Annotated in this window: 26 protein-coding genes; 15 read left to right on the top strand and 11 right to left on the bottom strand. The window is 54.6% G+C overall.

Translation table 11 applies throughout. The features are described from left to right. Positions 1 to 82: 82 nt before the first annotated feature. Positions 83 to 1,519 carry an aminotransferase-like domain-containing protein gene (locus tag KZZ10_RS04210; RefSeq protein WP_375372534.1) on the top strand — a complete coding sequence of 479 codons (1,437 nt, stop codon included), beginning with the start codon at positions 83 to 85 and terminating at the stop codon, positions 1,517 to 1,519. Here KZZ10_RS04210 and KZZ10_RS04205 read toward each other — a convergent pair. Next, complete coding sequence (locus tag KZZ10_RS04205; protein ID WP_259660254.1) at positions 1,516 to 1,983, bottom strand: Lrp/AsnC ligand binding domain-containing protein; 468 nt, start codon at positions 1,981 to 1,983, stop codon at positions 1,516 to 1,518. The genes KZZ10_RS04210 and KZZ10_RS04205 overlap by 4 nt on opposite strands. Positions 1,984 to 2,064: 81 nt before the next feature. Here KZZ10_RS04205 and KZZ10_RS04200 point away from each other — a divergent pair, with 81 nt between their 5' ends. The 4 genes from KZZ10_RS04200 to KZZ10_RS04185 are packed head-to-tail and all read left to right on the top strand — an operon-like array spanning position 2,065 to position 5,821. Continuing rightward, positions 2,065 to 2,997, top strand: coding sequence for an SMP-30/gluconolactonase/LRE family protein (locus KZZ10_RS04200; protein ID WP_259660253.1), 933 nt, complete (start codon positions 2,065 to 2,067; stop codon positions 2,995 to 2,997). Positions 2,998 to 3,044: 47 nt separating this feature from the next. Beyond that, the gene (locus KZZ10_RS04195; protein WP_259660252.1) at positions 3,045 to 4,049 is read left to right on the top strand and encodes a YVTN family beta-propeller repeat protein; all 1,005 of its coding nucleotides are present in this window, start codon (positions 3,045 to 3,047) and stop codon (positions 4,047 to 4,049) included. After that, positions 4,033 to 4,863: a polysaccharide deacetylase family protein gene (locus KZZ10_RS04190; RefSeq protein ID WP_259660251.1), complete on the top strand. Its 831-nt coding sequence runs from the start codon at positions 4,033 to 4,035 to the stop codon at positions 4,861 to 4,863. Before KZZ10_RS04195 ends, KZZ10_RS04190 begins: the two co-directional genes overlap by 17 nt. Beyond that, positions 4,844 to 5,821: a sterol desaturase family protein gene (locus KZZ10_RS04185; protein ID WP_259660250.1), complete on the top strand. Its 978-nt coding sequence runs from the start codon at positions 4,844 to 4,846 to the stop codon at positions 5,819 to 5,821. Before KZZ10_RS04190 ends, KZZ10_RS04185 begins: the two co-directional genes overlap by 20 nt. A 30-nt stretch (positions 5,822 to 5,851) precedes the next feature. Here KZZ10_RS04185 and KZZ10_RS04180 read toward each other — a convergent pair whose 3' ends face one another. From KZZ10_RS04180 to tcuA, 3 genes are read right to left on the bottom strand one after another with little or no spacing between them, the layout of a single operon-like run. Beyond that, positions 5,852 to 7,078 (bottom strand): CaiB/BaiF CoA transferase family protein, encoded by a 1,227-nt coding sequence (locus KZZ10_RS04180; RefSeq protein WP_259660249.1) that lies wholly within the window; start codon positions 7,076 to 7,078, stop codon positions 5,852 to 5,854. Next, entirely contained in the window at positions 7,078 to 8,265 is a 1,188-nt protein-coding gene (tcuB, locus tag KZZ10_RS04175) for a tricarballylate utilization 4Fe-4S protein TcuB (RefSeq protein ID WP_259660248.1), read from the bottom strand. The genes KZZ10_RS04180 and tcuB overlap by 1 nt, the downstream gene beginning before the upstream one ends. Continuing rightward, complete coding sequence (gene tcuA, locus KZZ10_RS04170; protein ID WP_259660247.1) at positions 8,252 to 9,664, bottom strand: FAD-dependent tricarballylate dehydrogenase TcuA; 1,413 nt, start codon at positions 9,662 to 9,664, stop codon at positions 8,252 to 8,254. Before tcuA ends, tcuB begins: the two co-directional genes overlap by 14 nt. Before the next feature lie 390 nt (positions 9,665 to 10,054). Here tcuA and KZZ10_RS04165 point away from each other — a divergent pair, with 390 nt between their 5' ends. Then, positions 10,055 to 10,756, top strand: coding sequence for a YggS family pyridoxal phosphate-dependent enzyme (locus KZZ10_RS04165; RefSeq protein ID WP_259660246.1), 702 nt, complete (start codon positions 10,055 to 10,057; stop codon positions 10,754 to 10,756). Between the two features lies 1 nt (position 10,757). On the opposite strand, the gene azu is transcribed toward KZZ10_RS04165, so the two are convergent. After that, positions 10,758 to 11,228, bottom strand: coding sequence for an azurin (azu, locus tag KZZ10_RS04160; RefSeq protein WP_259660245.1), 471 nt, complete (start codon positions 11,226 to 11,228; stop codon positions 10,758 to 10,760). Between the two features lie 24 nt (positions 11,229 to 11,252). Next, entirely contained in the window at positions 11,253 to 12,377 is a 1,125-nt protein-coding gene (dprA, locus tag KZZ10_RS04155; RefSeq protein ID WP_259660244.1) for a DNA-processing protein DprA, read from the bottom strand. Between the two features lie 167 nt (positions 12,378 to 12,544). On the opposite strand from dprA, the gene def reads away from it, so the two are divergent. Further along, the gene (gene def, locus KZZ10_RS04150) at positions 12,545 to 13,057 is read left to right on the top strand and encodes a peptide deformylase (RefSeq protein WP_259660243.1); all 513 of its coding nucleotides are present in this window, start codon (positions 12,545 to 12,547) and stop codon (positions 13,055 to 13,057) included. 6 nt (positions 13,058 to 13,063) lie between these two features. Next, complete coding sequence (locus KZZ10_RS04145) at positions 13,064 to 13,333, top strand: SWEET family sugar transporter (RefSeq protein ID WP_259660242.1); 270 nt, start codon at positions 13,064 to 13,066, stop codon at positions 13,331 to 13,333. On the opposite strand, the gene fmt is transcribed toward KZZ10_RS04145, so the two are convergent. Both fmt and rimO read right to left on the bottom strand, forming a co-directional pair. Further along, entirely contained in the window at positions 13,287 to 14,285 is a 999-nt protein-coding gene (fmt, locus tag KZZ10_RS04140) for a methionyl-tRNA formyltransferase (protein ID WP_259660991.1), read from the bottom strand. The genes KZZ10_RS04145 and fmt overlap by 47 nt on opposite strands. Before the next feature lie 17 nt (positions 14,286 to 14,302). Continuing rightward, complete coding sequence (gene rimO, locus KZZ10_RS04135; protein WP_259660241.1) at positions 14,303 to 15,625, bottom strand: 30S ribosomal protein S12 methylthiotransferase RimO; 1,323 nt, start codon at positions 15,623 to 15,625, stop codon at positions 14,303 to 14,305. Between the two features lie 99 nt (positions 15,626 to 15,724). Between rimO and rsmB the strand changes: the two genes are divergently transcribed. Genes rsmB through KZZ10_RS04115 form a run of 4 tightly spaced genes read left to right on the top strand, consistent with a single transcriptional unit; the run spans position 15,725 to position 20,687 of the window. After that, positions 15,725 to 17,059, top strand: coding sequence for a 16S rRNA (cytosine(967)-C(5))-methyltransferase RsmB (gene rsmB / locus KZZ10_RS04130; RefSeq protein ID WP_259660240.1), 1,335 nt, complete (start codon positions 15,725 to 15,727; stop codon positions 17,057 to 17,059). Between the two features lie 6 nt (positions 17,060 to 17,065). Continuing rightward, a complete protein-coding gene (locus KZZ10_RS04125; protein WP_259660239.1) occupies positions 17,066 to 17,671 on the top strand; it encodes a DUF4390 domain-containing protein in 606 nt (201 codons plus the stop codon). Beyond that, positions 17,668 to 19,947 (top strand): sensor histidine kinase, encoded by a 2,280-nt coding sequence (locus KZZ10_RS04120; protein ID WP_259660238.1) that lies wholly within the window; start codon positions 17,668 to 17,670, stop codon positions 19,945 to 19,947. The genes KZZ10_RS04125 and KZZ10_RS04120 overlap by 4 nt, the downstream gene beginning before the upstream one ends. A gap of 41 nt (positions 19,948 to 19,988) precedes the next feature. Beyond that, a complete protein-coding gene (locus KZZ10_RS04115) occupies positions 19,989 to 20,687 on the top strand; it encodes a response regulator (RefSeq protein ID WP_259660237.1) in 699 nt (232 codons plus the stop codon). Between the two features lie 27 nt (positions 20,688 to 20,714). Here the strand turns inward: KZZ10_RS04115 and KZZ10_RS04110 are convergent, their stop codons facing one another. After that, positions 20,715 to 21,698 (bottom strand): XdhC family protein, encoded by a 984-nt coding sequence (locus KZZ10_RS04110; RefSeq protein ID WP_259660236.1) that lies wholly within the window; start codon positions 21,696 to 21,698, stop codon positions 20,715 to 20,717. 107 nt (positions 21,699 to 21,805) lie between these two features. Here KZZ10_RS04110 and KZZ10_RS04105 point away from each other — a divergent pair, with 107 nt between their 5' ends. Then, positions 21,806 to 22,624: a sulfite exporter TauE/SafE family protein gene (locus KZZ10_RS04105; protein ID WP_259660235.1), complete on the top strand. Its 819-nt coding sequence runs from the start codon at positions 21,806 to 21,808 to the stop codon at positions 22,622 to 22,624. On the opposite strand, the gene KZZ10_RS04100 is transcribed toward KZZ10_RS04105, so the two are convergent. Further along, positions 22,610 to 23,542: a methyltransferase domain-containing protein gene (locus KZZ10_RS04100; RefSeq protein ID WP_259660234.1), complete on the bottom strand. Its 933-nt coding sequence runs from the start codon at positions 23,540 to 23,542 to the stop codon at positions 22,610 to 22,612. The genes KZZ10_RS04105 and KZZ10_RS04100 overlap by 15 nt on opposite strands. A gap of 176 nt (positions 23,543 to 23,718) precedes the next feature. On the opposite strand from KZZ10_RS04100, the gene KZZ10_RS04095 reads away from it, so the two are divergent. Both KZZ10_RS04095 and KZZ10_RS04090 read left to right on the top strand, forming a co-directional pair. Then, on the top strand, positions 23,719 to 24,240 hold the full coding sequence (locus KZZ10_RS04095) for a ComF family protein (protein WP_259660233.1): 522 nt from the start codon (positions 23,719 to 23,721) through the stop codon (positions 24,238 to 24,240). 42 nt (positions 24,241 to 24,282) lie between these two features. Beyond that, a complete protein-coding gene (locus KZZ10_RS04090; protein WP_259660232.1) occupies positions 24,283 to 24,753 on the top strand; it encodes a tRNA (cytidine(34)-2'-O)-methyltransferase in 471 nt (156 codons plus the stop codon). 17 nt (positions 24,754 to 24,770) lie between these two features. Here KZZ10_RS04090 and KZZ10_RS04085 read toward each other — a convergent pair whose 3' ends face one another. Beyond that, complete coding sequence (locus KZZ10_RS04085; protein WP_259660231.1) at positions 24,771 to 25,715, bottom strand: Bug family tripartite tricarboxylate transporter substrate binding protein; 945 nt, start codon at positions 25,713 to 25,715, stop codon at positions 24,771 to 24,773. Between the last annotated feature and the right edge of the window lie 5 nt (positions 25,716 to 25,720).

Genomic DNA, 25,720 nt, shown 5'->3' with positions numbered 1-25,720 from the left:
GATTTTTACCAGTACAGTTACAGTACATTATGACAAACTGTATTGAAAATAGGGGCTTATTGCCCTCGAACTGTACTGGTAGATGACAATGACTTTGCCCCTGGTCTTAGATCGACAGTCCAACCTGAGTTTGGTTGAGCAGATTATTGGAGCTGTCGCGCGCGCAATCGAGGGGCGCACCTTGCGGCCAGGCGATGCGCTGCCCTCAGTGCGTGCATTGGCGCGCAGTCATGCTGTTAGTCCGTTTACCGTCGCGCAGGCCTACCAAGGCCTGGTTGAGTCCGGTCATTTGGTATCGCGACGGGGAGCGGCATACCGTGTCGCGGGTCTGATGCCCTCATCGGTTCGGCCGGCGCCTGTTTGGTCCGCCCCGACTCTGAGTGCGGCTTGGCTCTTATCGGACGTGTTTGCGGATCACTCTGTTCCGAGTAAAGCGGGTTGCGGCTGGATTCCAGGCGAGTGGATCAACGAGAGTGGTCTGCAACATGCGTTGCGGGCACTCGGACGCATCCCAGGCCCGCGGTTCGGTGGCTATGGACATCCTTATGGGATGGGTTCGTTACGTGAACAGATTGCGTTGTCCTTACGTCGGTTTGATATTCCTGCGCAGCCCAGCAATATTTTATTGACGCAGGGCGCGACACAGGCGCTCGACTTGGTTGTACGTACCCTGTTGCGACCCGGTGACACCGTCATTGTGGAGGACCCATGTTATTGCAATCTCTTGCAGATTCTCCAATTGGCGGGACTCAATGTAATTGGTGTGGCCCGTACACAAGATGGGCATGATTTTGAGCAACTTGAACACGTATTGCAGACGATGCAACCTAAAGCCATCTTCGTCAATACGGTTTTGCAAAATCCTTCCGGAACCTCTTTGTCAAAGGTGAACGCGCAACGCTTGCTTGCGCTAACCGACCGCTACGGTTTGTGGGTGATTGAAGATGATATTTATCGCGAGCTTGCACCGTCCGAAGGGGCTTGCCTGGCTGCGCTAGAAGGTCTGCGACGTGTGATTTATATCTCGGGCTTCTCCAAAACAATTGCCCCCACCTTGCGTGTGGGCTACTTGGCTGCGCATGCCGAGGTCTTGGCAGACTTAGCTCGTACCAAAATGGCCGTAGGGTTGACGTCATCGGAAGTGACGGAGCGTGTGGTTGCAAATGTGTTGAGCGAAGGGCACTACGATAAGCACGTGCGCTTCATTACAGAAAAATTGCGCGTTGCCCACCAGTCGGTTGCATGGAGCATGCGCGCCGCTGGCCTTGAGGTGTTTGCCGAGCCGCAGGCAGGTTTGTTTTTATGGGCCCAATTGCCTGTTGAGCCGAGCCAAAGTATTGCCGTGGCAACGCGCGCACTGGATCGAGGTATTTGGCTTGCGCCCGGTTCCTATTTTCGGCCAAACGATCGTGCGTCAAACTGGTTTCGCTTTAATGTCGCAACCTCGAACAACGAGGATTTATGGACATTCATACGATCCCTACCGAAAAGAGCGTCAAAAGAGAACGCAGCAGGCTAGCGATCAACCGCCAAGTAGAGTGTTTCTTTAATTTCTTCCATCACGACATAACTGCGTGACTCTGCGGAGGCGGGTAAGCGCTTCAAAATCTCGCCCAAGAGCTGTCGATACTTGTTCATCTCTGGAAGGCGAGCTTTAATGAGGTAATCAAAGTCGCCCGACACCAAATGACACTCCATGACCTCGGGGACATACTCCAGCTCTTTTTTAACCTTGTCGAATACATCGCCCGACTTGGCCGACAGCTTGATCTCAAGGAAAACAAGTAGATTTTTTCCTAACGCAGCCGGATTGACGCGTGCGTAGTAGCCCGTAATCACACCTTCGCGCTCAAGACGTCGCACGCGCTCAGAGCAAGGTGTGGCCGACAGACTGACGCGCTCGGCGAGGTCGGTCATGGAGATGCGGCCGTCGCGTTGCAACACGTCTAGAATTTTTAGATCGATTCGATCAAGTGGGCGCATGGTGACTCCTGTGGGGGCATTTTAGTGAATTTCTGCCCGAACCTGTCAAAATGGCGTACCGGATAAGCTAAGTGAGGCAATATGTTTTACAAACAAGCTCCAGAATGTGTACAAGCCGACGTGTTTACAGAGATGCCGGGCAAGTTTCGACGTACAGGTGTTCGTTCAGCCTGGGCCGACGCAAATCGCGGCGGTGTAGCGATGGATTCTTTTTTAGAGGGCCCGGTTTTTGACTCGCAGGGCAATTTGTATGTCACCGACATCATTTTCGGGAGAGTCTTTCGAATCGATCCCAAAGGCGACTGGACGCAGATTGTGGAGTACGACGGTGAACCCAATGGGATGAAGTTATTGTCGGATGATGCGCTATTAATTACCGACTACAAGAATGGGTTGATGCGTTTGGCTATTCAGTCTGGCAAGATTGAGCCCTATTTTGCGCGACGCAATACTGAAAGTTTCAAGGGCGTGAATGATCTGACGTGCGATTCGCAAGGCAATATCTACTTCACCGATCAGGGTCAGTCAGGCATGCATGATCCGACGGGGCGAGTTTATCGCCTCCAGCCGTCGGGCAAGCTTGATTTGTTGCTGAGCAACGTGCCAAGCCCTAACGGCCTAGTGCTGTCACCTGATGAGGAGGTGTTGTATGTCGCGGCCACTCGCGGCAATTGTGTGTGGCGTGCACCGCTTATGAGCGATGGTAGCGTTGCAAAAGTGGGACAGTTCTTTACTGCGTATGGACCCAGTGGCCCTGATGGTCTGGCCGTGGATGTGGCAGGTAACCTCGCCATCGCTAATCCTGGTCTAGGCTACGTATGGTTAATTAATCCGCGTGGGGAACCAATTTTTGTCTGGACGAGTCCAAGGGACAGCGTTGTCACCAATGTTGCGTTCGGTGGTGCAGAAAATTGTGATTTGTACTGCACTGAATCTGAGTCAGGAAGCATCCTGGTCATGCGCGCGCCGCATCCGGGTGCCAAGGTGCACCGCCCGCTACCGAGCAAGTCTTAGCCTATGCGAAAATGTTGTCTTGCAGTTCAACGTATGAATGGTTCCACATGACACTTAATCGATCAATCTCTACCGCTGCCCTCCGACTAGCCTTTTCTCTTTGCGGACTCGTTGCCGCGAGTGTGTGGGCAGCTCCACCGATTCTTGTGCTTAATTCGCTGAACGCGGATGTGAGTGTGATTGATCCCCAAACGTACACCGAGACGAAGCGGATCCCAGTAGGTAAAGAGCCTCATCACTTGTATCTGACGCCAGACAATAAGTCGGTCATGGTGGCCAATGCCGAAGGTGACTCGATTACGTTTCTAGACCCGAAGACTGCCGCGGTGCAGCGCACGATGACGGGGATTCTTGATCCTTACCATTTGCGATTTTCGCCAGACATGAAATGGTTTGTGACAGCCGCAAACCGTTTGGATCATGTAGATATCTATCGCTGGGAGCGTGTGGGCGAGGAGTTCAAGCTGCATTTGGTCAAGCGTATTCCAGCAGGAAAAACGCCGAGCCATATCGCAATTGATAGCAAGAGCAAGGTTGCCTACATTACATTGCAGGATAGCAATCAATTGACGGCGATCGAGCTAGCGACGCAAAAGCGGTTGTGGACGATTAGCGTCGGCAAGATACCTGCCGATTTATATCTGACACCCGACGACAAGACGCTGTTGATCGGCCTGACAGGCGAGGATGCGGTTGAGGCGTACGACATGTCGAGTGGCAAGGCCGTGCTCAAAACGCGTATCCCGACGGGTAAAGGCGCGCACGCCTTCCGGTCGCAGGGCGATAAGCGGCATGTGTTCGTGAGCAACCGTAGTGCAAATACGATTAGTCGTATCGACTGGACGACATTAAAAGTTGTTGACACGTATAAAACGCCAGCCGGGCCAGATTGTATGGAAATGTTGGCGGACGGTAAGACCCTTCTGGTTACTGCACGTTGGGCTGGCAGGCTTGCCGTGATCGATATTGAGAAAAAAGCGGTGGTGAAACAGATCCCTGTCGGTAAGTCACCGCACGGCGTATGGACGCTGAATCATGCGAGCCGGGATTAAGGGTTGGGCCGTCGCTCTTAGTTTGTCTGCTTCGATTGCGTGCGCTCAGTCGTCGCAGCCGAGCTGTAGTCGCCCAATTTATCTGACCTTTGATACCGGGCATATGGAAGTAGCGCCGCTGATTGAAGATGTGTTGAAGCGGCAAGGTGTTCGCGCGAGCTTTTTTTTGGCCAATGAGCTGACGCGCACCGGCGGGACTAGCCTAGATGATGAGTGGGCGCCATGGTGGGAAGCGATGGCTGAGCAGGGGCACGTCTTCGCTTCGCACACTTATGACCATGTGTATTGGCGGGCAGACTTGCCTGATGGTTCGTTCAGGGTTCGGGCAAGCGCCGGACCGCTTCAGGGCAAGAACCAGATCTGGACCGCTCAGGACTATTGCCGCGAGCTCGCGCGGCCGGGTGAGCGGTTTGAAGAAATGACGGGGCGCAGAATGTTGCCGCTGTTTAGATCGGCTGGGGGGCACACCTCACCCGCGCTCTTGCAAGCCGCGCAAGCATGTGGATATAAGCATGTAGGCTGGGCGCCAGCAGGGTTTTTGGGCGATGAGCTGCCTAGTGAGCAGTATCCTAATGCTGTGCTGTTGGAGCGTGCATTGCGGAACATTCGGTCTGGCGACATCTTGATGGCACACTTGGGAATTTGGTCGCGTAAAGATCCTTGGGCGCCGACGGTTCTTGAGCCTTTAATTGAAGGCCTAAAGCTACGTGGCTTTTGTTTTGCGACGATCGACACCCATCCCGCGTATGTCCAGAGCCTGCCGCCTATGACGCAACCTTTGATAAAAAATAGTGATGATTCAATTCGCCAGTGACCTGTTTGATCATGCACACCAATGGCTCTTTGAGACGATTGTGCAGCCACTATTTTTTAACCTTGGTTTGAGTGGCTATCTCGAGGACGCCTACAACGGAACGATGTGGCTGCTGATCGGGCTATTACAAATCGCGATGATAGCCACAGTTTTTGGTGCGTTACAGCGCTGGCGACCTGTCGAGCCCGTGGTCAATCGCAAGGAAATACGCAACGATATTTTGTACACGCTCATTCATCGGCTCGGTCTGTTTCGACTTGTTTTGTTTTTTTCTGTGGCACCGTTGGCCGATGCGCTCTTTGGGCAGGCACGCGTCGCAGGATTTACGACCTTTCACGTGGATCAAGTTTGGCCAGGCGTGACAGACATCGCCTGGGTGAGTTTTTTGATTTACCTGCTCATTTTTGATGCCGTTGACTATTTTTACCATCGCGCCCAACATCGTTACGCTTGGTTTTGGAGCTTACATGCGGTGCATCATAGTCAACGCCAGATGACTATGTGGAGCGATAACCGCAATCACTTGCTCGACAGTTTGTTGCGCAGCATTGTGTTTGTGTTTATCGCTAAATTAGTGGGTGTACCCCCCGGGCAATTTATTCTGATTGTTGTCTTGACACAGTTGGTTGAAAGCTACTCGCATGGCAATATTCGACTATCGTTTGGCAAGCTAGGTAATTGGCTCATCGTCAGCCCCAAGTTCCATCGCTATCACCATTCCATTGAATATAGCGAGTCTTCGGCTGGTCCAGCAAAGGGACATAACTTCGCTGTTCTATTCCCATTGTGGGATATTCTTTTTAAGACAGCACGCTTTGACACGCCGTACGCTAAGACCGGCATACACGATCAGTTGCCTGCAGAAGGGGGGCGTGATTACGGTCGCGGCTTTATGTCTCAGCAGTGGCTCGGCCTTCGTCGTTTGTTTGGATCTAAGACCGCTGGCTTCCCCAAATAAGCTAAGCGGTTGATCGCGCAGGGTCTATCGCTACAACACGCCGCGTGCAAGTAATGCAGCGTACTGCTCTGGCGTCACGCCAATCTCTTTGAGTACTGCTTGGGTGTCCGCGCCTAGTAATGGCGGGGCGTCGTTAAAGGCAAGAGGATTTTGTTTGAGCTTGAGCGGACTTACAATTTGTGGAACTTTTCCGGCCGTTGGATGGGGAAGATAGCGCAGCATCTCACGATGAATAATCTGAGGGTCTGCCAAAACTTCTGGAATCGTATTGATGGGCCCGCATGGCACGCCGTGTAAGCGCAATGCATCGATGCACGCTGCGCGAGAGCGCTGTCCAATTTCTTGAACCAAAATCTCCATCAGCGCCGTCAGGTTCACGACACGTGAACTGTTGGTGGTGAAGCGTGGATCGCTGGCAAGATCAGGGCGATTCATGGCCTGACAGAAGCTAGCAAACTGTCCGTCGTTGCCGACGGCGAGCACCATCTGGCCATCCGTGCATTGAAAAACATCTTGTGGCTGAATATTGGGATGTTTGTTCCCCATGCGTTGCGGTGTCTTGCCGGACACGAGATAGTTCATTCCTTGATTAGCGATGGTGGCCACCATCACATCGAGCATCGCTAGATCGATGTACTCGCCCTCACCGGTTTCGTTACGACGCGCCAGCGCAGCGAGTACGCCAACAGCAGCCCACATGCCCGTCATCAAATCCATGATGGGCATGCCGACTTTTTGTGGCCCACCACCCGGTTGGCCATCGCGCTCGCCCGTCACGCTCATCAGACCCCCCATGGCTTGAATCATGAAGTCATAAGCGGGTAGTTCGGCTAACGGACCATCTTGTCCGAAGCCTGTCACTGAACAGTAAATGATCGCTGGGTTGACCGCTTTTAAGTCCTCGTACCCGAGCCCATAGCGAATGAGCGTACCAACCTTGTAGTTTTCAAGAACGATGTCGGCTTGCGCCGCAAGTTTACGAACAAGCTCTTGTCCTTCGGTCGTACTGATATCAATCGTGACGGACTGTTTGCCGCGGTTAGCCGCTAAAAAATAACAAGCTTCTTTCGTTTGTTCGCCGTTCTCGGCTTTTAAGAAAGGCGGGCCCCAAACTCGGGTGTCGTCACCCACGCCGGGTCGTTCGACTTTGATGACGGTCGCACCAAGGTCGGCAAGAACCTGCCCGGCCCAAGGACCCGCCAACACACGGCTGAGATCAAGAACTTTGACGTGTGTCAGGGGGCCATGTTGTTTCATCAGTCTGAACCGAGTGAAAGTTTATTGGGCATACGTTTTTCAATGGACCACTTCAGCAGTGCAGCACTTCTATAGACGCCGTGTGCAAACTTTCCATAGGGCAAGGTCAAAAAGAGCGCCATGACGATACCTAAGTGAATCGCCAGTAACAGTGCCATGGCACTGGTGTCACGCCAAATCAACAGCGCTAAACCAGTGAGGCTGGTTAAAAACAGTAGCGATATAAACCCAATATCCATTGGCTTTTGCGCGGCGTCGCCGTGTAAAGCGGAGCGATTGAGATTGAGCCATAGCAGACCAGCCGGTCCAATGAGCAGGCCGATGCCACCCACCGTCCCTAGGATCACTGGCAAGCTTGTGTAGGCGTAGGGCGCCTGTAACCCGAAGGCGTAGTGATAAAGCGTCGCGACAGAGGTCGACGCAAAACACAACATAAAGCCGTAAAACGTCAGGTGATGATAGCGCCTACGTCGCAGCGTAAAGCGATCGTCTTCATCGTTACAGCCGTCGCCGTGCCCGCCATCCAGATATTTCAGTTTTAGCGCGTTGTGCGCAGCTTCGCCGATTGCTTCACCGGTCGCCTGTCCTGGCGTGATTTCACTCCAGAAGCGTTTGACACCGATCCCTAAGGCAAGAATTGCAAAACCGAACGTAAAACCGAACATCAATACGAGCGTGTTGTGCGGGAAGATAGCGTAGAAATTACCAGCGAGCGGCTCATGTAATAGCGTGCCTGTCGACATGACCGTCAGCACTAGAAAAAGCGCGAGACCAAAGGCCGCTGCAAGCGACACTGTCAGACCGTTATTTTTATACAGCTTACCTAGCGAAGCGGGCCACGCAAAGTCAGTATAGGTTTCCATCCGCACTTTGGCCATCGCTTGGGGTACGTTCACCATGAACTCATGGGGTGGTGCGTACTGACAGGCATGCAGACAAGCGCCACAGTTGTGACAGAGGTTAGCCAGATAGTTCAAGTCAGCCTTGCTGTCGAATTGCAGACGGCGTGCCATCGCGGGGAACACTGCGCAAAAGCCCTCGCAGTAGCGGCAGGCGTTGCAAATTTGCATTTGACGGGCAACTTCGGCTTCGTTATCCGAGATGCCTTTTTTGTGCCACGAGATCGAGTGTTCAGTTTTCCCGGCCAGGTCTTGTGCTTCGCGGGTTAGGGATTCAAGCGGTTGCATGCTGCGCTCCTTCTTTTATTTTCTTTGCTGCTGCGGCAGCTTGTGTGCCGGCGATACGACCAAAGGCAGTACCGATCGACATACCCACTCCGGCGGTGTAGCCCTTGCCCAAGACGTTGCCCGCGTTGATTTCCCCAGCTGCATACATATTGGGGCTTGCTTTACCGTCAAAAAAGATACTAGCTTTTTCGTCTGTGGCGAGACCGAAGTAAGTAAAGGTCACGCCCGGCCGCACGGCATAGCCAAAAAACGGCCCGGTATCGATAGGACGTGCCCAGTGCGTTTTGGCGGGAGTAATTCCCTCGGTGTAGCAGTCGTCTTGAATGTTGTGGTCGAACGTGCCTTGGCGGCAAGAGGCATTGAACGCGTTCACGGTCTCCATAAACGTATCCACATCCAGTTCAAGCTTCGCGGCAAGCTCCGGCAGCGTGTCTGCCTGAACGCCTGTAAACACGGGTGGCATGAAGCGTCCCACGGATTTTGCATCAATGATCGAGTAAGCGATTTGCCCGGGCTGCAGGGCAACGAGGCGCCCCCACAGCGCATAACGCTTGGGCCAAAAGTCTTCGCCCTCGTCGTAGAAACGTTTCGCTTCACGGTTAACAACAATGCCCAGCGATACACAGTCAATGCGGGTGCAGATGCCACCGTCATATAACGGGGAGCGTGCATCGATGGCGACGCAGTGCGCTTGAGTGGGATCACCCATCGTATCGGCGCCTGCGCGCATCATGACCTTTAAGACGACGCCCATGTTGTAGCGTGTGCCACGGATTAAGAAGTTGTCTGCGGGCCATTCGCCACGCTCGTTTTGGCCCCAGGCCTCGCGCAACCATTCGCGGTCGGACTCAAAGCCGCCGCAGCCGAGCACACAGGCATTACCAGGGTAGCGTTTGTCTCCTACTTTGGCTGCGATGAATTTGCCATCTTTGATCTCGAGATCGTCGACGGGTGAGTCATACAGAATATCAATACCAAGCTTTTCAGCGCTGTGGTAATAGGCGTTGATCAGAGCCTTTCCACCACCCATAAAGAACGCGTTGGTACGAGCAACGTGCAGCGTACCCGACAGTGGGGCCTGAAAGCGCACACCGTGTTTACGCATCCAGTCGCGGCAGCTGGAGGATTCGCGTATCACCATGCGCGCTAGTTTTTCGTTGGTGATGCCGCCGGTGACTTTGAGTAGATCCTGCCAGTACTCTTCTTCAGGGTAGGAGTCGACGAGGACGTCCTGGGGGCCGTCGTGCATGCAGCGCAAATTGCGTGTGTGCTGTGAATTTCCACCGCGCCATTCTTTTGGTGATGCCTCGAGAATCAATACGCTGGCGCCAGCTTCACGCGCCATGAGCGCGCTGCACAAGGCAGCATTGCCACCGCCTACTACGATTACGTCCCACATATTCTTGCCTCGCGGTTTGGTTCGCGTTGAGTTTTTGAATGCTGAATGGTAAGCCGGCGGCGGGGGTTCGCGCCTGCCTAATTTGTGAGCGGTATTGTAGGGGAATGCGGGGTTGCGGGTGGGGGTGTCCTGATTTTGTATGGGGGATGTTTGGAAGGCGTGCGGGCGATTGGTTGACGGTGTGCTGGGCGGTGGGGCTCTGCCGCTGAGACAGCTGCGGATGGGCGTTGCCCACTTCCCTCACCGATCGCTAGCTGACACTGCGCCATCTTTAGCGACCGGATCGGCTCGCCGCAATGTCTCAGCGGCAGAGCCCCACCGCCCAGCACACCGTCAGCGTACCGATTACGATGTCGTAACATACCTACCTAGATAGGAACCTTGAGCCCCATGTTGAACAACACCACGATGGCCGAGCGAGTCGCCCAGATTCGCAACAGAATCGATCAAGCTTGCGCGCGCGCCGGGCGTTATCCTAGGGAAGTAACGCTTTTGCCCGTGAGCAAAACGTTTGATGTGGCGGCGATTCGTGAGGCGATCGCTTTAGGGTTCACGAGGTTCGGCGAGAACCGCACACAAGAAATCGCACAAAAAGCACCGTTGCTCGGGGATTGCGATGTGCAATGGGTGGTGATCGGGCAGCTGCAAACCAATAAAGCAAAAGAAGTTGCAAAGTTCGCGCATGAGCTCCAGTCGTTAGACCGCCTCGAATTAGCCGAGGCGCTCGACCGCCGGCTGCAGCAAGAGGGGCGTGCCATTGATGTATTGGTGCAGGTCAAAACCTCACCGGAAGAAACTAAGTCGGGACTTGAGCCCTCAGAACTATTCACATTCTTGCGACAGCTCGCGAACTACCAAACGTTGCGGGTGCAGGGGCTGATGACCATGGCCGTACTATCTGAAGATACGCAAGCGGTTCGCGCCTGCTTCGCGCAACTCAAGCAGTTGCAAGCGCGTGCGCGCGAAGAGGCTATTGCGGGCGTATCGCTCGAACGCTTATCGATGGGTATGAGCGGCGATTTTGAAATTGCGATTGAAGAAGGCTCAACGGAGGTTCGAGTTGGCTCTGCAATCTTCGGCTCGCGTAGTTAGGCTACTTTAAGACGAGCGTGCCTTGCATGACGGGCGAATGCCCCGCAAACGTGCAAAAGAATGCGTAAGTTTCTTCAGGTTGTAGTGCGGAAACTGAAAAACTGACGGAGGCAGCCTGGCCGCCTCCAATCACCTTGGTGTGTGCAATTACGCGTCGGTCAGCGGGGTCGATATAGTCCTGTGCAGCACCAGCCAACATCCCGGTGCGTGCTACACCGGCCATGTCGGATTGTTTGGCGAGCACCCAGTTGTGGCCCATCGCGAGCACCGGCAAACGACCACTGTGCGTAAGCGTCACGGTAAAGTCTTTGCAAGAGCGCGGCACTTCGATCGTTTGTGGTGTGTAACGTAGGGCGTCATCACTTTGAACCACGGCATTGCACGCTTGTGCATGTGCGGTGGTTGGGGCGCTTGTCAAAACTAAGCCAGCCACTATTAGGGCTAGACCGTAATGTATCGAGGTTCGAATCATAGAATTGGTAATTTTTTAGGACAGCTAGCTAGGCATACGACTGACCCGACCATCAGGGTGACGTTGAAGATGGCCGGCAAGCTCAAGGTCGAGTAACGCCTCGTGCAGCGCCGCAACGGCGACTTTTGTGCGTTGCTGCAACACGTCCTCCGTAATGGGATCGTAGCCGATTGCGTTCCAGATTGGGGAGGATGGCTGGAGGGGGTTCTGTAATGCCGGTTCCACGTGATCCAGCGCTATTTGATGCCAGCCTCCGAACTCCTGAAGGAGGTCGTCTGCGCAAGTGACAAGTTTGGCACCTTGTTGAATCAGGGCATGAGGGCCGCGACTTAAAGGAGAGTGAATGGAACCAGGCAGAGCAAAGACTTCACGGCCTAAGTCGGTCGCCAATCTGGCGGTGATGAGTGAGCCGCTCTTGAGTGCGGCCTCGATAACAAGTGTGCCTCGAGTAAGACCGGCAACAAGGCGGTTACGTCGAGGGAAATTGCCGGCAATGGGTGCTGTGCCCAAGGAAAACTCCGAGAGCAGGAGTCCACCTTGCGCGACTATTTCTGCGGCGAGACCTGCATGTGTGGGGGGATAAATGGTATCAATGCCTGTGCCAAGCACTGCGATTGTCGAGGCGGCCGCGTCACCCGCTCGTAGGGCGCCGCGGTGCGCTGCGCCGTCTATACCGTTGGCTAGACCGCTGACGACGCACCAGCCACGCGCGGCCAAGTGTTGAGCAAATGCGTGAGCATTTGCGATCCCGTCCGCCGTCGGGTGTCGGGTGCCAACGATTGCGATGGCGTTTGCTGAGAGGCACTTGAGATTTCCACGCGCATATAAGACAACGGGTGCGTCTTCTGTGTGGCGTAGGATCGCCGGAAATTCTGCCTGATCTTGGGTTAAGAGCGTGTGGCCGGGGAGTGCAGACCATCGCAAGGCTGCCTCGATCCTGGCTTGTATCTCTGCGGGGGGTGGTCTGGTCAACTGCCGCGCGGAGGCTCTAGGTACGATCGTGCTCATTAAATCTGGCGCGCTACGGTACAAGGCAAGGGGATGTTGGAAGCGGCGCAACAGCCTATTGGCAAGGATGGGACCGATCCCGGGCTCGAAACTTAGTCTTAGCCAGTGGTATTGTTGTAAGGAAGCGTCTGAGTCATGCATCCTCGTAAGTTTGGCATGAGCTTAAGCCCTGCTCTAGACGGGTGGGACAGGTTTGTCTAGTGTTGTTTTGGCTATCGCCCAGATTTAAAACAGCTATTAGAAAACTCAGGATTATTAAATTAGAATTGGTATATCAAACAATCTTCGCCTTAATAACGAAAAGATTTATGGCACTCCTGACAATCTTGCATTACCCCGATAAGCGCTTACACAAAGTCGCCAAGCCGGTCCTTGCTGTGGATGACCGGATTCGAAAGCTTGCCGAGGATATGGCACAAACGATGTATGAGGCACCAGGTGTGGGGTTGGCCGCGACGCAGGTCGATGTGCATGAACGCGTTGTTGTTATTGATGTGAGCGAAGAAAAAAATGATTTGCGTGTGCTGATTAATCCAGAGATCATTTTCCATAGCGAAGATCAGAACACATACGAAGAGGGCTGTTTGTCGGTTCCCGGCGTGTACGATGAAGTGGACCGCCCCGCGCGTGTGCGCGTCCGAGCACTGAATTTAGAGGGTAAGTCTTACGAGTTTGAGGCAGACGGGTTGTTGGCTGTCTGCGTGCAGCACGAAATCGATCACCTCAACGGCAAAGTCTTTGTGCAGCATCTGTCAATGCTCAAGCAAACGCGACTCAAGGCGCGCTTGCGCAAAGAGCAGCGCGAGCTTGAGCGGGTGTAGCCAAGCATGTTTCATCCAGAAGTCCTTGGGTATATCGCAGCTTTTTTAACGACTGCTGCCTTCTTCCCCCAGACCATCAAGACGATCCGTACGCGCGACACAAAATCCATATCGCTCGCGATGTACGTGATGTTTACCTCTGGGATCGCGCTATGGCTGATGTATGGCCTGCTGGTCGAGTCATGGCCACTGATTTACGCAAACAGCATCACGTTTGTCTTGGCCCTAACTATTTTGGTGCTGAAGCTGCGTGAGCCCAAGACCAACCAGAAATAAACACTGCCGCCGTTTGGCGTTTGCCGCCAGCACGCTGTAATTCGAGTAAGCGTAGCGTGCCTTGCCCGGTTTGAATGTCGACGCCCTCATGGGTCGCAGAGAGTACTCGTGCCTCGTCAGACGTGCTCTGTGCCGCGCTGGGCATGGTAAGCACTGCAGTCGAACGCGCTTCCAGTTCTTGCGCTTGCCAAATCTTAACGGGCTCCTCGATGCCTGGTAAGCGCAAGGTGGCGCCGGGCACCGGATTAAAGGCACGGATGCGGCGCGCGAGCGTTTGGGCATCCAGACTAAGATCGAGCGCGGCTTCGCTTTTGTCTAGTTTTGCAGCGTAGGTCACGCCTTCGGTAGGTTGTGCACGCGGGCTCAGTGCACCACTTTCCAACTGTGTAAGTGCGTCCACAATTAATTGAGCACCCAGTTGCGCAAGTTTGTCGTGCAGTACCGCGGCAGTGTCGGTTTCTGTGATCGCGACTTGCTCTTCTAAAAGCATATCTCCCGTATCCAAACCCTCATCCATCTGCATGATCGTGACACCTGTGTGCGTATCACCTGCTTCAATTGCGCGTTGTATAGGCGCGGCACCACGCCAGCGCGGCAATAGACTGGCATGAATATTCAAACATCCCCAGCGCGGCGTGTTCAGCGCCCAGTTTGGCAAAATCAAACCATAAGCCGCGACTACGAGCACATCAAGCTCAGCCTCCTGCAAGGCGTTACGTGCGAGCAGAGCGTCTTCTGGATATTTTCCCTCCAGACGCAGACTTCGCGGTTGCGCGACAGGTATTTTGATTTCTGCGGCAAGTTGTTTGACGGCGCTTGGCGTGAGCTTTAACCCTCGCCCGGAGGGGCGGTCAGGTTGCGTCAGCACGAGCGGCACGGTAAAGCCCGCGTCAAGGATCGCCTGTAGTGCGAGACGTGAGAATTCGGGAGTGCCGGCAAAGCCTACGCGCAGTGTCATGTGATCAAGGCTTAAGACTGAAGGTGCTCAGCCCACAGGTCGTATTCGTCAGAGTCCGTCACACGCACGCGCACCTTGTCGCCAGGTTTGAGTATTACTTGACTATCGACATACACGCAGCCATCGATCTCGGGGGCATCTGCGCTAGAGCGTCCGATGGCGCCGTCTTCATCGACTTCGTCAATCAGGACCTCAATTTCTTTGCCTACTTTACGTGCGAGTCGCGCAGTCGAAATCGTTTGCTGATGGGCCATAAACCGATCCCAGCGTTCTTGTTTAATCTCGTCAGGTACGGCACCCTCCAAGGCATTGGCGGCTGCACCTTGGACCGGTGAATACTGAAAGCAGCCGACGCGATCGAGTTGCGCTTCTGACATCCAGTCGAGTAGATATTGGAAGTCACTTTCGGTTTCACCTGGAAAGCCAACAATGAAGGTCGAGCGCAATGTAAGGTCTGGGCATTCTTCCCTCCAGCGGTGAATGCGAGCGAGCGTTTTGTCTTCGAAAGCGGGACGCTTCATTGCCTTCAGGATGCGGGGACTGGCGTGCTGGAAGGGAATGTCTAGGTAGGGGAGAATTTTGCCTTGCGCCATCAACGGGATGACCTCATCTACACTTGGGTAAGGATAGACGTAGTGGAGTCTGACCCAAATGTCTAATTCGGAAAGTGCCGCACACAATTCAGTCATGCGAGTTTTAACAGGCCTGCCGTTCCAGAACCCGCTACGGTATTTCACATCGACGCCGTACGCGCTGGTGTCTTGAGAGATAACCAGCAGCTCTTTAACACCTGCCTTTGCCAGTCGTTGGGCTTCATCGAGAACATCCCCAACGGGGCGGCTAACCAGATCGCCACGCATCGACGGGATAATACAAAAGCTGCAGCGATGGTTACAGCCTTCTGATATCTTCAGATAGGCATAGTGACGGGGAGTGAGTTTGATGCCCTGGGGCGGCACCAAGTCTGTAAAAGGATCGTGCGAGGTGCTGGGTGGGGCTGCCGCGTGGACTGCGCGAACGACCTGCTCGTACTGCTGGGGGCCGGTAACGGCTAGTACGCTTGGATGCGCGGCACGGATCACGGACTCCTCGACGCCCATGCAGCCCGTGACAATCACGCGTCCGTTTTCCGCAATCGCCTCGCCAATCGCTTCGAGAGACTCTGCTTTTGCGCTGTCAATGAAGCCACAGGTGTTGACTACTACTACGTCCGCGTTGTCGTAGTCAGGCACGATTTGATAGCCCTCGGTGCGCAACTGTGTGAGGATGCGCTCAGAGTCTACAAGTGCCTTGGGACAGCCAAGGCTGACAAAACCGACTTTTGGGGATGACATGATGTGCCGCCTGACGGACTAACGCCCGCATAAGAGAGAGAAGGATTTTACCTTGCGAAGCACCCCCTCAGTGGCGCCTTAAGCCCCTACAATCCAAGTATGAATACCGCCGCTCCTGCTTTGTCTCATTCCTTACTGGCCGCAGCCAGTGCAATCGCTGGTGTCGAGTCCGGCCAATCGCTCACAGAGGCGCTCGCCGAGCTACCTTCCAACGTGCGCCCTTCCGCGCAGGCCTTGAGTTTTTTTGCCATGCGAAATTGGGGGCTGGCCATGGGGTTGCGCCACACCTTAGTCGAACGAGAACCGCCAAACGCTACGTTAAATGCCTTGGTTGGTTTGAGCCTGCTGCTACTTGAAACTTCAGTACGAGCTGGGGAACAAACTCCCGCGGCAGGCACTCCGGTTTATACCGCGCATGCTTTGGTTGATCAGGCGGTTGAGGCAACTCAGCTGCAGCGTTCCACCGCCTCTTTCAAGGGATTGGTGAATGCTGTGTTGCGTCGCTTTCAGCGCGAGCGTCAGGCAGTCCTGGCTGATACGGCTGACGCACCAGAGGTGCGCTTCAATCATGCGCGCTGGTGGATTGACGCTTTACGCAAAGCCTATCCCGAACAGTGGGAGCGCTTGTTAGACGCGGCCAATGCGCATCCGCCATTGACGCTAAGGGTGAATGTTCGGGCGACTTCGCGAGAGGCGGTCATACAAGCGTTCGCCCATGAACAAATCGGCTCAACGGCCTTTGGTGAGGCCGGTATTGTCCTGGATGTGCCTCGTCCTGTGACGACATTGCCTGGCTATGCTCAGGGGTGGTGGTCTGTGCAAGATGCCGGCGCTCAGCTGGCTGCTCCTTTGCTAGAGGTGCGTGATGGGATGCGAGTGCTTGATGCTTGCGCCGCACCTGGAGGCAAGACCGCACATTTGCTTGAGTTGGCCGATGTTGAGTTGACAGCGCTCGATGTCGATCCAGCGCGGATGGCGCGAGTAGAGCAGAATCTAGAGCGGCTTCGGCTGTTGAGCCCCAAAGTCAGATTGGTTGCAGAAAGTGCGACACGCGCGCACCTTTGGTGGGATGGCAAGCCGTTTGATGTCGTTTTAGCTGATTTGCCATGTACCGCTTCGGGCATCGTCAGTCGTCACCCTGATATTCGCTGGCTCCGGCGCGAAAGTGACGTGCAGCAAACCGTTAAATTACAGCGCGAAATCCTTGACTCTCTCTGGAGCATGGTTGCGCCCGGAGGAAAATTATTGCTGGCAACTTGTTCGATATTCCCCCAAGAGGGCGAAATGCAGGCAGAATCATTCTCTAAGCGGCATGTGCAGGCGCAACGGTTGCCCGCGCCCGGGCAGCTATTGCCATCCCGACCGGATGCAGAGCATCCCGCTGGTCACGATGGGTTCTTCTATGCATTGTTTACTCGCCGGATGCAGGCTTAATAAGAGATGACAGTACGCACAACACCTTGGATGCTTGGTTGGCGCCTGTGGGCGGTGTGGCTCCTGTGCGTTGCCTGCGTGAGCGTGAACATGAACGTTGCTCGAGCTTCGGAAGCCCGGGTGGCGCGCATCGAGCCCTTACCGCAAGATGGCCAGCTGACGATGGACCTTGATGTCGCGCTCGATCTTAGTCGCAGCGTCCTAGAGGCGGCGGAGCACGGTGTCCCGCTGTACTTCACCTACGATGTGCAAATCAGCGCTCCGCGCTGGTGGTGGTTTGATAAAGTTCTCGTGCAGGCTACGTTGAGCCGGCGCTTGATTTACAACAACTTGACGCAGCAATGGCGTGTAGCAACAGGGGATTTGTTTTTGCCTGTTGCGACGCAGGAGGATGCACTGCAGGTGATTAAACAAGTGCGAGGCTGGCCCATTTCCCCGGTCGATCGCTTCGAGCCTGATGTCAGGTACGAAGGCAGGGTGCGTGTTCGGCTGGATACGAGTCAGATGGCGCGTCCCTTACAGCTTGACGCGCGAAATCGGGGCGCCTGGTCCATGGCAAGTCCTTGGGCGCCGTTTGATTTTTCGATTAGGCCAGCGGGACCTGCAAAATGAATACGTTTTTGCGCATCGCTCTTGTCGTTGGCATATTTAGTGCATTTGGTTTGTTTGCGCTCTTGGCTTGGTCAACGGGCAATGCCTCGTTGGTTGCACGTTTTCAAGACTTATTGCTCTGGTTAAACGGGGCTCTCGCGTTGGCCTTGTTTATTTGGGTTGTGGCGTTGACCATCCGTCTTGTCGCACAACTCAGGCGCGGACAGTTTGGTGCTCGCCTCACGGCACGCTTTGCTTTGGCCTTTGCCTTAATCGGAGTCTTGCCTGGCGCGTTAATTTATGGCGTGTCTATTCAGTTTATGGCTCGCTCTATTGAGTCTTGGTTTAATGTGCGCGTGGATACGGCGCTCGAGTCTGGACTGGCGCTCGCCCGATCTGCGCTGAGCTCTCAGTTAGCAGAGCTTGAAGCGCGTGCCCGTGCGATGGCCCCTGCTTTGAACAATACGCCAGATTCTGACATTGCAACCACCTTAACTCGTTTGCGGGAAACCAATACAGCAATCGATGCCCTAGTATTCAGCGGCGCGGGGCGACTTATTGCATTTTCCACCGATAAACTCGGGTCGTTAACACCGACGTTGCCACCCCAGAGCGTGATGAATCAGTTACGCGTATCACGCGGTTACTCAGCAGCCGATAGTGATGACCTTGGGGCGGCGCTGTCTCAGACCGGCCTGCAGTTGCGTGTGATCGTGCCGCTGGCAGCCCCCGAGCGTGTCGATGCTGCGCTCGGTGTCGCAGGGGAAACCCGGTGGTTGCAATTGATGCAGCCCGTATCTGAAATCATCGCACGCAACGCCAGCGAAGTGCAGAAAGGTAACCGCGATTATCAAGAGCTTGCGCTGTCGCGTGAGAGTTTGCGTAACCTCTTTGGCGTCACGCTGACATTGGCCCTGCTATTAGCCGTTTTTGCTGCGATCGCGATCGCGTTATACCTATCAAAAAAGCTGGTGAGCCCGCTACTTGCTTTGGCCTCGGGCACTCAGGCTGTCAGCGTCGGAGATTTTCGGGCACTTCCTGAGCCGCCCTCTAAAGACGAGGTCGGACAGTTAACGCGGTCCTTTAACGCCATGACTCGACAGTTGGGTGAGGCGCGGCGCATGGTTGAAAGTAATCGCATGCAGCTTGAACGTTCGAATGTCTACTTGGAAAGTGTGCTGTCTAACCTGTCAGCAGGCGTGCTAGTTTTTGACGAGCAGTTCCGGTTGACGACATTCAACCACGGCGCTCAAATGATTCTTAAGGTGGATCTGCGCTCAGCACCTGGACGGCCGCTTGAAACGATTGAAGGCATGCTTGATTTTGCGCGAAGAATTAGACAAGCGTTTGCTGAGCACTCTGCCGTCGGGTCAGAGCGTTCGCATTGGCAGGAACAATTTGAGATCACCCTGGAGGATGCGAGGATCGCCACCGAATCCTACACCTTGACCTTGCTCGCACGCGGGACGCAACTGCGTGTGGACGGCAGTAATAATGGGTACATGGTTGTGTTTGATGACATTAGCGAGGTCATCTCTGCAAGTCGCAGCGTTGCCTGGGCTGAGGTTGCACGCCGCCTCGCGCATGAGATCAAGAATCCGTTGACACCCATACAGCTGTCGGCCGAGCGATTGGCAATGAAGCTCGCTCATAAACTAGAGCCCGCAGACGCCCAACTTTTGGCGCGCGCCACGAATACGATCGTCAATCAGGTCAGCTCCCTGAAGCACATGGTCGACGATTTTAAAGAATACGCGCGCAAGCCGGCGGTGGTGATGGTGAGCTTGGATTTCAATGCGCTGGTCGATGAGGTGTTGGGCTTATATGGCTGGGACCCAATCGAAGGGATGGTTCGGGATGCTCATCATGCGTGGCACCTCAGCGTATCGCTTGAGCCGGATTTGCCCTGGGTGGTGGGCGACCCAACACAATTGAGGCAAGTTGTACATAATTTGTTGGCGAATGCGCGCGATGCGTTGGTGGATCAACCCGAGTCAGGAGTCATTGAGGTGACGACGCAGCGGGTGGAATCAGCGCCCAGCGAAGGCTTGGAGCAGTCTGGCATTCGTCTGACGGTTTCCGACAACGGCCCTGGGTTTAGCGCACAAATCTTACAGCGGGCTTTCGAGCCCTATGTCACTACGAAAGCCCAAGGCACAGGCCTCGGGCTGGCGATTGTGCGTAAGATCGTTGAGGAGCATCAGGGGCGCATTGATATTTCGAATCGCAAGGAAGGCGGGGCGCGGGTTTCAATTTTATTGACCCAGATCGCGTCAGCGGTGGACGGAAAGTCGTAAGATGACGATAATGCACGTGTGCAACAGGTGATAAGAGATATATGGCAAGAATTTTAGTTGTCGACGATGAAGTCGGAATTCGCGAGTTGCTTTCCGAAATCCTCTACGACGAGGGGCATACGATTGAGCTTGCTGAGAACGCGGCGCAAGCGCGTGCGGCACGGCTTCGCATGCGACCCGATCTGGTATTGCTGGATATCTGGATGCCGGACACGGATGGTGTGACGCTGCTCAAAGAGTGGGGTTCACAGGGTCTGCTCGATATGCCTGTCATCATGATGAGTGGCCACGCAACGATTGATACTGCGGTTGAGGCCACTCGCATTGGTGCGATTGATTTCTTAGAAAAGCCCATCACATTGCAGCGCTTGCTCAAGACTATCTCTACTGGTCTTGCGCGCGGCCGCCTGCCTGTGGTGAAGTCCGCGAGTGGCGCGTTCGTGCCGGTTGTGCCCACAACGGCTGCGCCTGTGACGGCGATGCAAGAGCCGGCGGAGGCAGTTGCTGCTGCCGCTGCTGTTGTCGCAGCGCCTCTTGATCCAAGCTTGCTGGGAGACATCTCCTTAGAGTTGCCTTTGCGCGAGGCGCGGGATGCATTTGAGCGGGTGTATTTCGAATATCACCTCGCTCGCGAAAACCACAGCATGACTCGGGTATCAGACAAAACTGGTCTGGAAAGAACCCACCTCTATCGCAAGCTTAAGCAGCTGGGGATTGAGTCGCGCAAACGTGGCGGGTAAGCGTCCGCACTGATCGTTTGAACTCAGCTAGGTTGTTTTGGGTGGATGGGTCAGTCCAGCGACCCGCTCATCCTCGAGCTTGCGCCTAACCTGAACGAGCTGCGCGCCTACAGCAACCGCGATTTCTGCAGGCGTGCGGCTACCAATCTGCAGGCCGACTGGACCATGTAGGCGAGCGATATCATCCTCGGTTAAGTCAAAATCCAATAAGCGTTGACGACGTTTGGTTTGGTTACGCGATGAGCCAAGTGCACCGACATAAAATGCCTTGGATTTAAGTGCTTCGAGTAATGCCATGTCGTCGAGCTTTGGGTCGTGAGTGATGGCAACGATTGCAGTACGCGCATCGGTTTGTATTTCCAATACGGCGTCATCCGGCATGCCGGTTTGCAGGGATACACCCGGCATATCCCAATCTGCAGTAAATTCCTCGCGCGGATCGCAGACAATCACCTGAAATTCCAGCATGGTTGCGATTTTTGCCAAGGCCTGAGCGGTTTGATTTGCGCCAATAATCAACAGGCGCCAGTGCGGGCCGTACACGAAATGACAGCCTTCTTCCTTAACTTCAGTCAGTTGTCCGGGGCGAGCGTCGGTTAAGGTCGATACGCCTGTTGCCAAGTCAAGCCAGCGCCCAACGAGTTGTTGAGCTTGCGTGACTTCGACAACGCGGTCGATCCAGTCACCGAGCTTGAGTGGTTCAATGACGAGACGTAACGTGCCACCGCAAGGCAGACCAAAACGCGCGGCTTCTTCTTGGGACACACCATAACGTGCCCACTCAGGCTTTGACGGCAGTTGTCCGCCTTGGGCACGTGCGATGAGGTCGTCTTCAATGCAGCCGCCAGAAACAGAGCCCACAACGCGCCCGTCTTTCCGAACGGCCAACATCGCGCCCGCTTGACGGGGCGCCGAACCCCATGTTTGGACTACGGTCGCGAGATGAACGGGATGGCCTTCGCGAAGCCATTCCAATGCGTGTTGCAAGACTTCGGTATCGAGAGAGTTCATGCTGAGTATTCGTTAGGAGAGGAAGTTGGCACAATCGTGGCCGGCACAATAAAGATCCTATCAGTATACTGAGCCACTTTTATAGCGTCGAGGCAACGATCACCGTCATGGATCCACTATTTATTGTCGCACTTGTCATTCTAGGCTGTGTCACGGGCTTTGCTGCTGGATTGTTGGGAATCGGGGGCGGGATGTTGTTGGTTCCCTTCTTAACGCTGCTGTTGACTTGGCAAAAGCTTTCGCCTGAGCTCATCGTACACACAGCGATCGCCACCTCGATGGCTTCAATTCTGTTTACTTCTGTGTCGAGCGTTCGTGCGCACAATAGTAAAGGCGCGGTTCGATGGGATCTCGTGATCGCCCTTACGCCAGGCATTCTGATTGGCGGCTTGATTTCGGGCGGTGCAATTTTTGCAGCACTTAAGACGGGTTGGTTAGCGCTCTTTTTTGCAATCTTTGTTGGTTATTCCGCGCTACAGATGTTGCGTGACAAAAAACCAAAAGCGGCCAGACAGATGCCTGGTCCTGCCGGGTCCAGCGCTGCTGGTGGAACGATTGGCTTTGTCTCTGGTTTAGTAGGAGCAGGTGGCGGGTTTATCTCTGTGCCGTTCTTGCTCTGGTGTAATGTCCCTTTGCATCAGGCCGTTGGGACTTCGGCGGCGTTAGGTTTTCCGATCGCCTTTGCCAACACAATTGGGTATATTTGGTCTGGTTGGGGCAAAGAGGGTTTGCCACCAGAAATGATTGGCTACATTTACTGGCCAGCGCTCTTGGTATTGGGTTCGGTCAGTATCTTACTGGCACCGATTGGCGCCAAAGCGGCTCACAAGTTACCCGTCAAAACACTTAAACGTATTTTTGCGTTCCTGCTGTTCGGTCTCGCAACGTATATGAGCATTAAAGCGTATCAGTCATTCTTTGGCTGATTTGCGTCCAATCGCGCTCACGCTGATGCGGGTTTCACCGCTGGGCGTGCGTCGCAAGGCACTACGCCAAGCATGGCCGTAAGCCACCTCGATCGTTAAGTGAAGACGGCCGTCTGCTTGTCGTTGCGCTTCTAGTGCAGCGAGAAGGCGGGTACGCCACTCCTTGCTTACCAAGCCTGGGCGCCTTCCTATTGCTGCGTTACCGCCAAGTGCTTTGACATCAGCGAGTAGTTTTTCTGGCGTTTCGTAGGTCAAGGTCAACACTTCTTGATCCATGACCGGGTCTGAAAATCCCTTTTCGACCAGCAAATCGCCAAAGTCATGCATGTCCACAAATTCCGGCGTGCGCGTATGCAGGTTCGCGACTTGCAGGGCAGCCCGTAACTCCTTCAGCGTTGCGGGACCAAAGCACGAGAAAAATACCAGACCGTTTGGGCGCAAGAGGCGGCCCCATTCTTGAAGTACATCATGAGGGGCCGGATGCCAGTGCAAGCTCAAGTTAGACCAGACAAAGTCAAATGACTCGGGCGGCAGATTTGTTTGGGCAAGATCCGCTCGACTCCACTGAGCTGACGCCTTACGCGCCAGCAGTTTGAGCAGCCAGCTCGGTGGGCGCCGTGGCCATTGTTGTCTTGCACGCTGTTGGGCTTGGTTGAGTAATGCTGTGCAGTGATCAAGCCCGTGATAGTGGGCGCTGGGGTAGCGTGTGTGCAACAGACTTAGCTGTTGGCCTGCCCCGCAGCCAGCATCCAGGATTTCGCGTGGCTGCAGACGAATCAGCTTAAGCCTTTGATCCATCCTCTTAGCGATCTCTGCGTATAAAAACTGAGCATTGGATAGATCACCGCGCCGAGCGAATTGCAGAGCAACGTGTTTGGCGTCAATGGGTAGTCGGTTCGGCGTAGACAGGGAAGTCATGGTTTCACACAATCGACCAGCGTGCTCGGACAATGGCTGCTGGAGGTATCAAAATGTACTCTATTCGAGAGAGCTTTCGGCGTTGCTTAAGTGGGACATGTCCGCTATGTGGCTGGTCCGCGCGAGCAGGCGACTTATGTCTACCTTGCGAGGTGACGGTGCGGTGTGAGAGAAGTTTGAGTCAATTGCCTAGTGGTATTGCGGTTGTTGCGGCGACCCATTACACCTCGCCAGCGGATCAACTGATGCGCGCGTTTAAAGAGGGTGGGCAATTGAATCATGCGGGACTGTTTGCACGACTGCTCTGGAGCACGATGCGTTCGGCTCAACCGCCGTTGCCAAGCCTCGCGGCACTTGTCCCGATTCCGTCCGACATTCTTGCTGCACAGCGACGCGGGTTTAATCCCGCCTGCGAGATCGCCGTAGAGCTTTCGCGGTGGATGCGCCTTCCGGTGCGGCGCTTATGGCTTACGCGCACGCGCAGTGGCAATAGTCAAAAATCACTTGGTCGTGTTGCACGTAGGCGAAGCGTTTGTGATCTTTATGTCTGCGATCTAACGCTCCCTGATGTTTGGGTGGGTCTGGTAGACGATGTCACCACGACAGGAAGCACACTTGAGGCTGCGGCGTATGCGTTGCGACAGGCGGGCGTGCGCGGCGTTGTTGGGCTTGTTGGTGCAAAGACTCCTCTAATTTAGTCGCGCCTGACGAGTCACCCAGGCTCTGGCACAATAACGAACATGTTTCATGTGATCCTCGTTCAGCCTGAAATTCCGCCAAATACGGGCAATGTCATTCGACTATGCGCGAATACCGGTGCACGTTTGCATCTGGTCAAGCCCCTGGGGTTTACGGTGGATGACGCGAAGCTTAGGCGCGCAGGCCTCGATTACCATGACTGGCAACCGATCGCTCAACACGAAAGCCTAGAGCAAGCGCTTGCGACGATTGGCACGCCTTGCGACCGCGTTTTTGCGATTACAACAAAAGGCACGCGCCATGCCGGTGAGGTGACCTACCAACCCGGTGATGTTTTTGTATTCGGTCGCGAAACCGCAGGCTTGTCTGCACAACAGATGGCATTGTTCGCGGCAGAGCAGCGTTTGCGCTTGCCCATGCTGCCGACGCAGCGTAGCTTGAACTTATCCAATGCCGTTGCAGTGCTGGTGTATGAAGCTTGGCGTCAGCAAGGGTACGTGGGCGCGAATTGAACCAATACCCCGAGCAATTAATCTAGCGACAGCTTTAAGCGCGCGATGACTTCGTCCCAACGTGCAGTTTCTTGTTGCATTAAGCGAGTGAGTTCTTGGGGTGAGGAGCCAACAGCCGTAAAGTATTGCGCCGCAAACTTCTCCTTGATCTCGTCGCTTTGAATAATTGAGGAAAGTTCTTTTTGTAGGCGCGCTGTGATGGCGTTAGGCGTCCCGCTTGGCGCAAGAATGGCATTCCAAGAGATTGCTTCGAACCCTGCAAATCCTTGGTTTGCAACAGGCTTCAGACCAGGTAGTGCAGCAACCTCAGTTAGGCTTGTAATAGCAAGCGCTTTGACTTTGCCGCTCTTGACTTGTGCCATGGCAATGGCGGGAACCATAAAGGCCGCTTGAATATCTTGACCAATTATCGCAGTCGTGACTTGAGGGAAGCCGGGGTACGGAATGTGCGTCAGCTCAAGTTCAGCGCGATGTTTGAAGAGTTCCATCGCTAGGTGTGAGGCGCTACCAGGACCGACAGAGCCGTAGTTCGCTTTGCCCGGTATTGTTTTGACATAAGACACGAACTCAGAGAGCGTCGAGGCGGGAAACGCGGCGTTGACGATGAGCACGTTAGGGCTCGTTGCAACTAGCGTCACCGGCGCGAGATCCTTAAAGGGATCGTAGCCCAGCGTTTTTTTGTAGAGCGTTGCGGCCGTTACAAGAGGCCCATTGATCGTGTAGAGCAGTGTGTAGCCATCTGGTGCTGCCCGCGCCGCTAAGCGCGTACCAATGTTGCCTCCTGCACCAGGCTTGTTTTCGACAATGATGTTTTGATTGAGTGCCTTGGAAAGTGGCGTCGCCAAGAGGCGTGCCAGCAAATCGGGTGAGCTACCAGCTGGAAACGGAACGATCAGATGGATGGGGCGTTCAAGCGGCCAAGCCTGCTGAGCGGAAGTGACACTTGAAAACGCGCTTGTCATGAGCG

Source organism: Zwartia hollandica (assembly GCF_019923725.1).
Classification (GTDB): domain Bacteria; phylum Pseudomonadota; class Gammaproteobacteria; order Burkholderiales; family Burkholderiaceae_B; genus Zwartia; species Zwartia hollandica.
Note: the sequence above shows the minus strand (reverse complement) of the source record. Positions and strands in the feature narration are given on the sequence as shown.

Excerpts from the sequence above, each read along its gene's own strand:
- KZZ10_RS04210 (WP_375372534.1), top strand. The coding sequence starts at position 83 with ATGACAATGACTTTGCCCCTGGTCTTAGATCGACAGTCCAACCTGAGT.
- KZZ10_RS04205 (WP_259660254.1), bottom strand. The coding sequence starts at position 1,983 with ATGCGCCCACTTGATCGAATCGATCTAAAAATTCTAGACGTGTTGCAA.
- KZZ10_RS04200 (WP_259660253.1), top strand. The coding sequence starts at position 2,065 with ATGTTTTACAAACAAGCTCCAGAATGTGTACAAGCCGACGTGTTTACA.
- KZZ10_RS04195 (WP_259660252.1), top strand. The coding sequence starts at position 3,045 with ATGACACTTAATCGATCAATCTCTACCGCTGCCCTCCGACTAGCCTTT.
- KZZ10_RS04190 (WP_259660251.1), top strand. The coding sequence starts at position 4,033 with ATGCGAGCCGGGATTAAGGGTTGGGCCGTCGCTCTTAGTTTGTCTGCT.
- KZZ10_RS04185 (WP_259660250.1), top strand. The coding sequence starts at position 4,844 with ATGATTCAATTCGCCAGTGACCTGTTTGATCATGCACACCAATGGCTC.
- KZZ10_RS04180 (WP_259660249.1), bottom strand. The coding sequence starts at position 7,078 with ATGAAACAACATGGCCCCCTGACACACGTCAAAGTTCTTGATCTCAGC.
- tcuB (WP_259660248.1), bottom strand. The coding sequence starts at position 8,265 with ATGCAACCGCTTGAATCCCTAACCCGCGAAGCACAAGACCTGGCCGGG.
- tcuA (WP_259660247.1), bottom strand. The coding sequence starts at position 9,664 with ATGTGGGACGTAATCGTAGTAGGCGGTGGCAATGCTGCCTTGTGCAGC.
- KZZ10_RS04165 (WP_259660246.1), top strand. The coding sequence starts at position 10,055 with ATGTTGAACAACACCACGATGGCCGAGCGAGTCGCCCAGATTCGCAAC.
- azu (WP_259660245.1), bottom strand. The coding sequence starts at position 11,228 with ATGATTCGAACCTCGATACATTACGGTCTAGCCCTAATAGTGGCTGGC.
- dprA (WP_259660244.1), bottom strand. The coding sequence starts at position 12,377 with ATGCATGACTCAGACGCTTCCTTACAACAATACCACTGGCTAAGACTA.
- def (WP_259660243.1), top strand. The coding sequence starts at position 12,545 with ATGGCACTCCTGACAATCTTGCATTACCCCGATAAGCGCTTACACAAA.
- KZZ10_RS04145 (WP_259660242.1), top strand. The coding sequence starts at position 13,064 with ATGTTTCATCCAGAAGTCCTTGGGTATATCGCAGCTTTTTTAACGACT.
- rimO (WP_259660241.1), bottom strand. The coding sequence starts at position 15,625 with ATGTCATCCCCAAAAGTCGGTTTTGTCAGCCTTGGCTGTCCCAAGGCA.
- rsmB (WP_259660240.1), top strand. The coding sequence starts at position 15,725 with ATGAATACCGCCGCTCCTGCTTTGTCTCATTCCTTACTGGCCGCAGCC.
- KZZ10_RS04125 (WP_259660239.1), top strand. The coding sequence starts at position 17,066 with ATGACAGTACGCACAACACCTTGGATGCTTGGTTGGCGCCTGTGGGCG.
- KZZ10_RS04120 (WP_259660238.1), top strand. The coding sequence starts at position 17,668 with ATGAATACGTTTTTGCGCATCGCTCTTGTCGTTGGCATATTTAGTGCA.
- KZZ10_RS04115 (WP_259660237.1), top strand. The coding sequence starts at position 19,989 with ATGGCAAGAATTTTAGTTGTCGACGATGAAGTCGGAATTCGCGAGTTG.
- KZZ10_RS04110 (WP_259660236.1), bottom strand. The coding sequence starts at position 21,698 with ATGAACTCTCTCGATACCGAAGTCTTGCAACACGCATTGGAATGGCTT.
- KZZ10_RS04105 (WP_259660235.1), top strand. The coding sequence starts at position 21,806 with ATGGATCCACTATTTATTGTCGCACTTGTCATTCTAGGCTGTGTCACG.
- KZZ10_RS04100 (WP_259660234.1), bottom strand. The coding sequence starts at position 23,542 with ATGACTTCCCTGTCTACGCCGAACCGACTACCCATTGACGCCAAACAC.
- KZZ10_RS04090 (WP_259660232.1), top strand. The coding sequence starts at position 24,283 with ATGTTTCATGTGATCCTCGTTCAGCCTGAAATTCCGCCAAATACGGGC.
- KZZ10_RS04085 (WP_259660231.1), bottom strand. The coding sequence starts at position 25,715 with ATGACAAGCGCGTTTTCAAGTGTCACTTCCGCTCAGCAGGCTTGGCCG.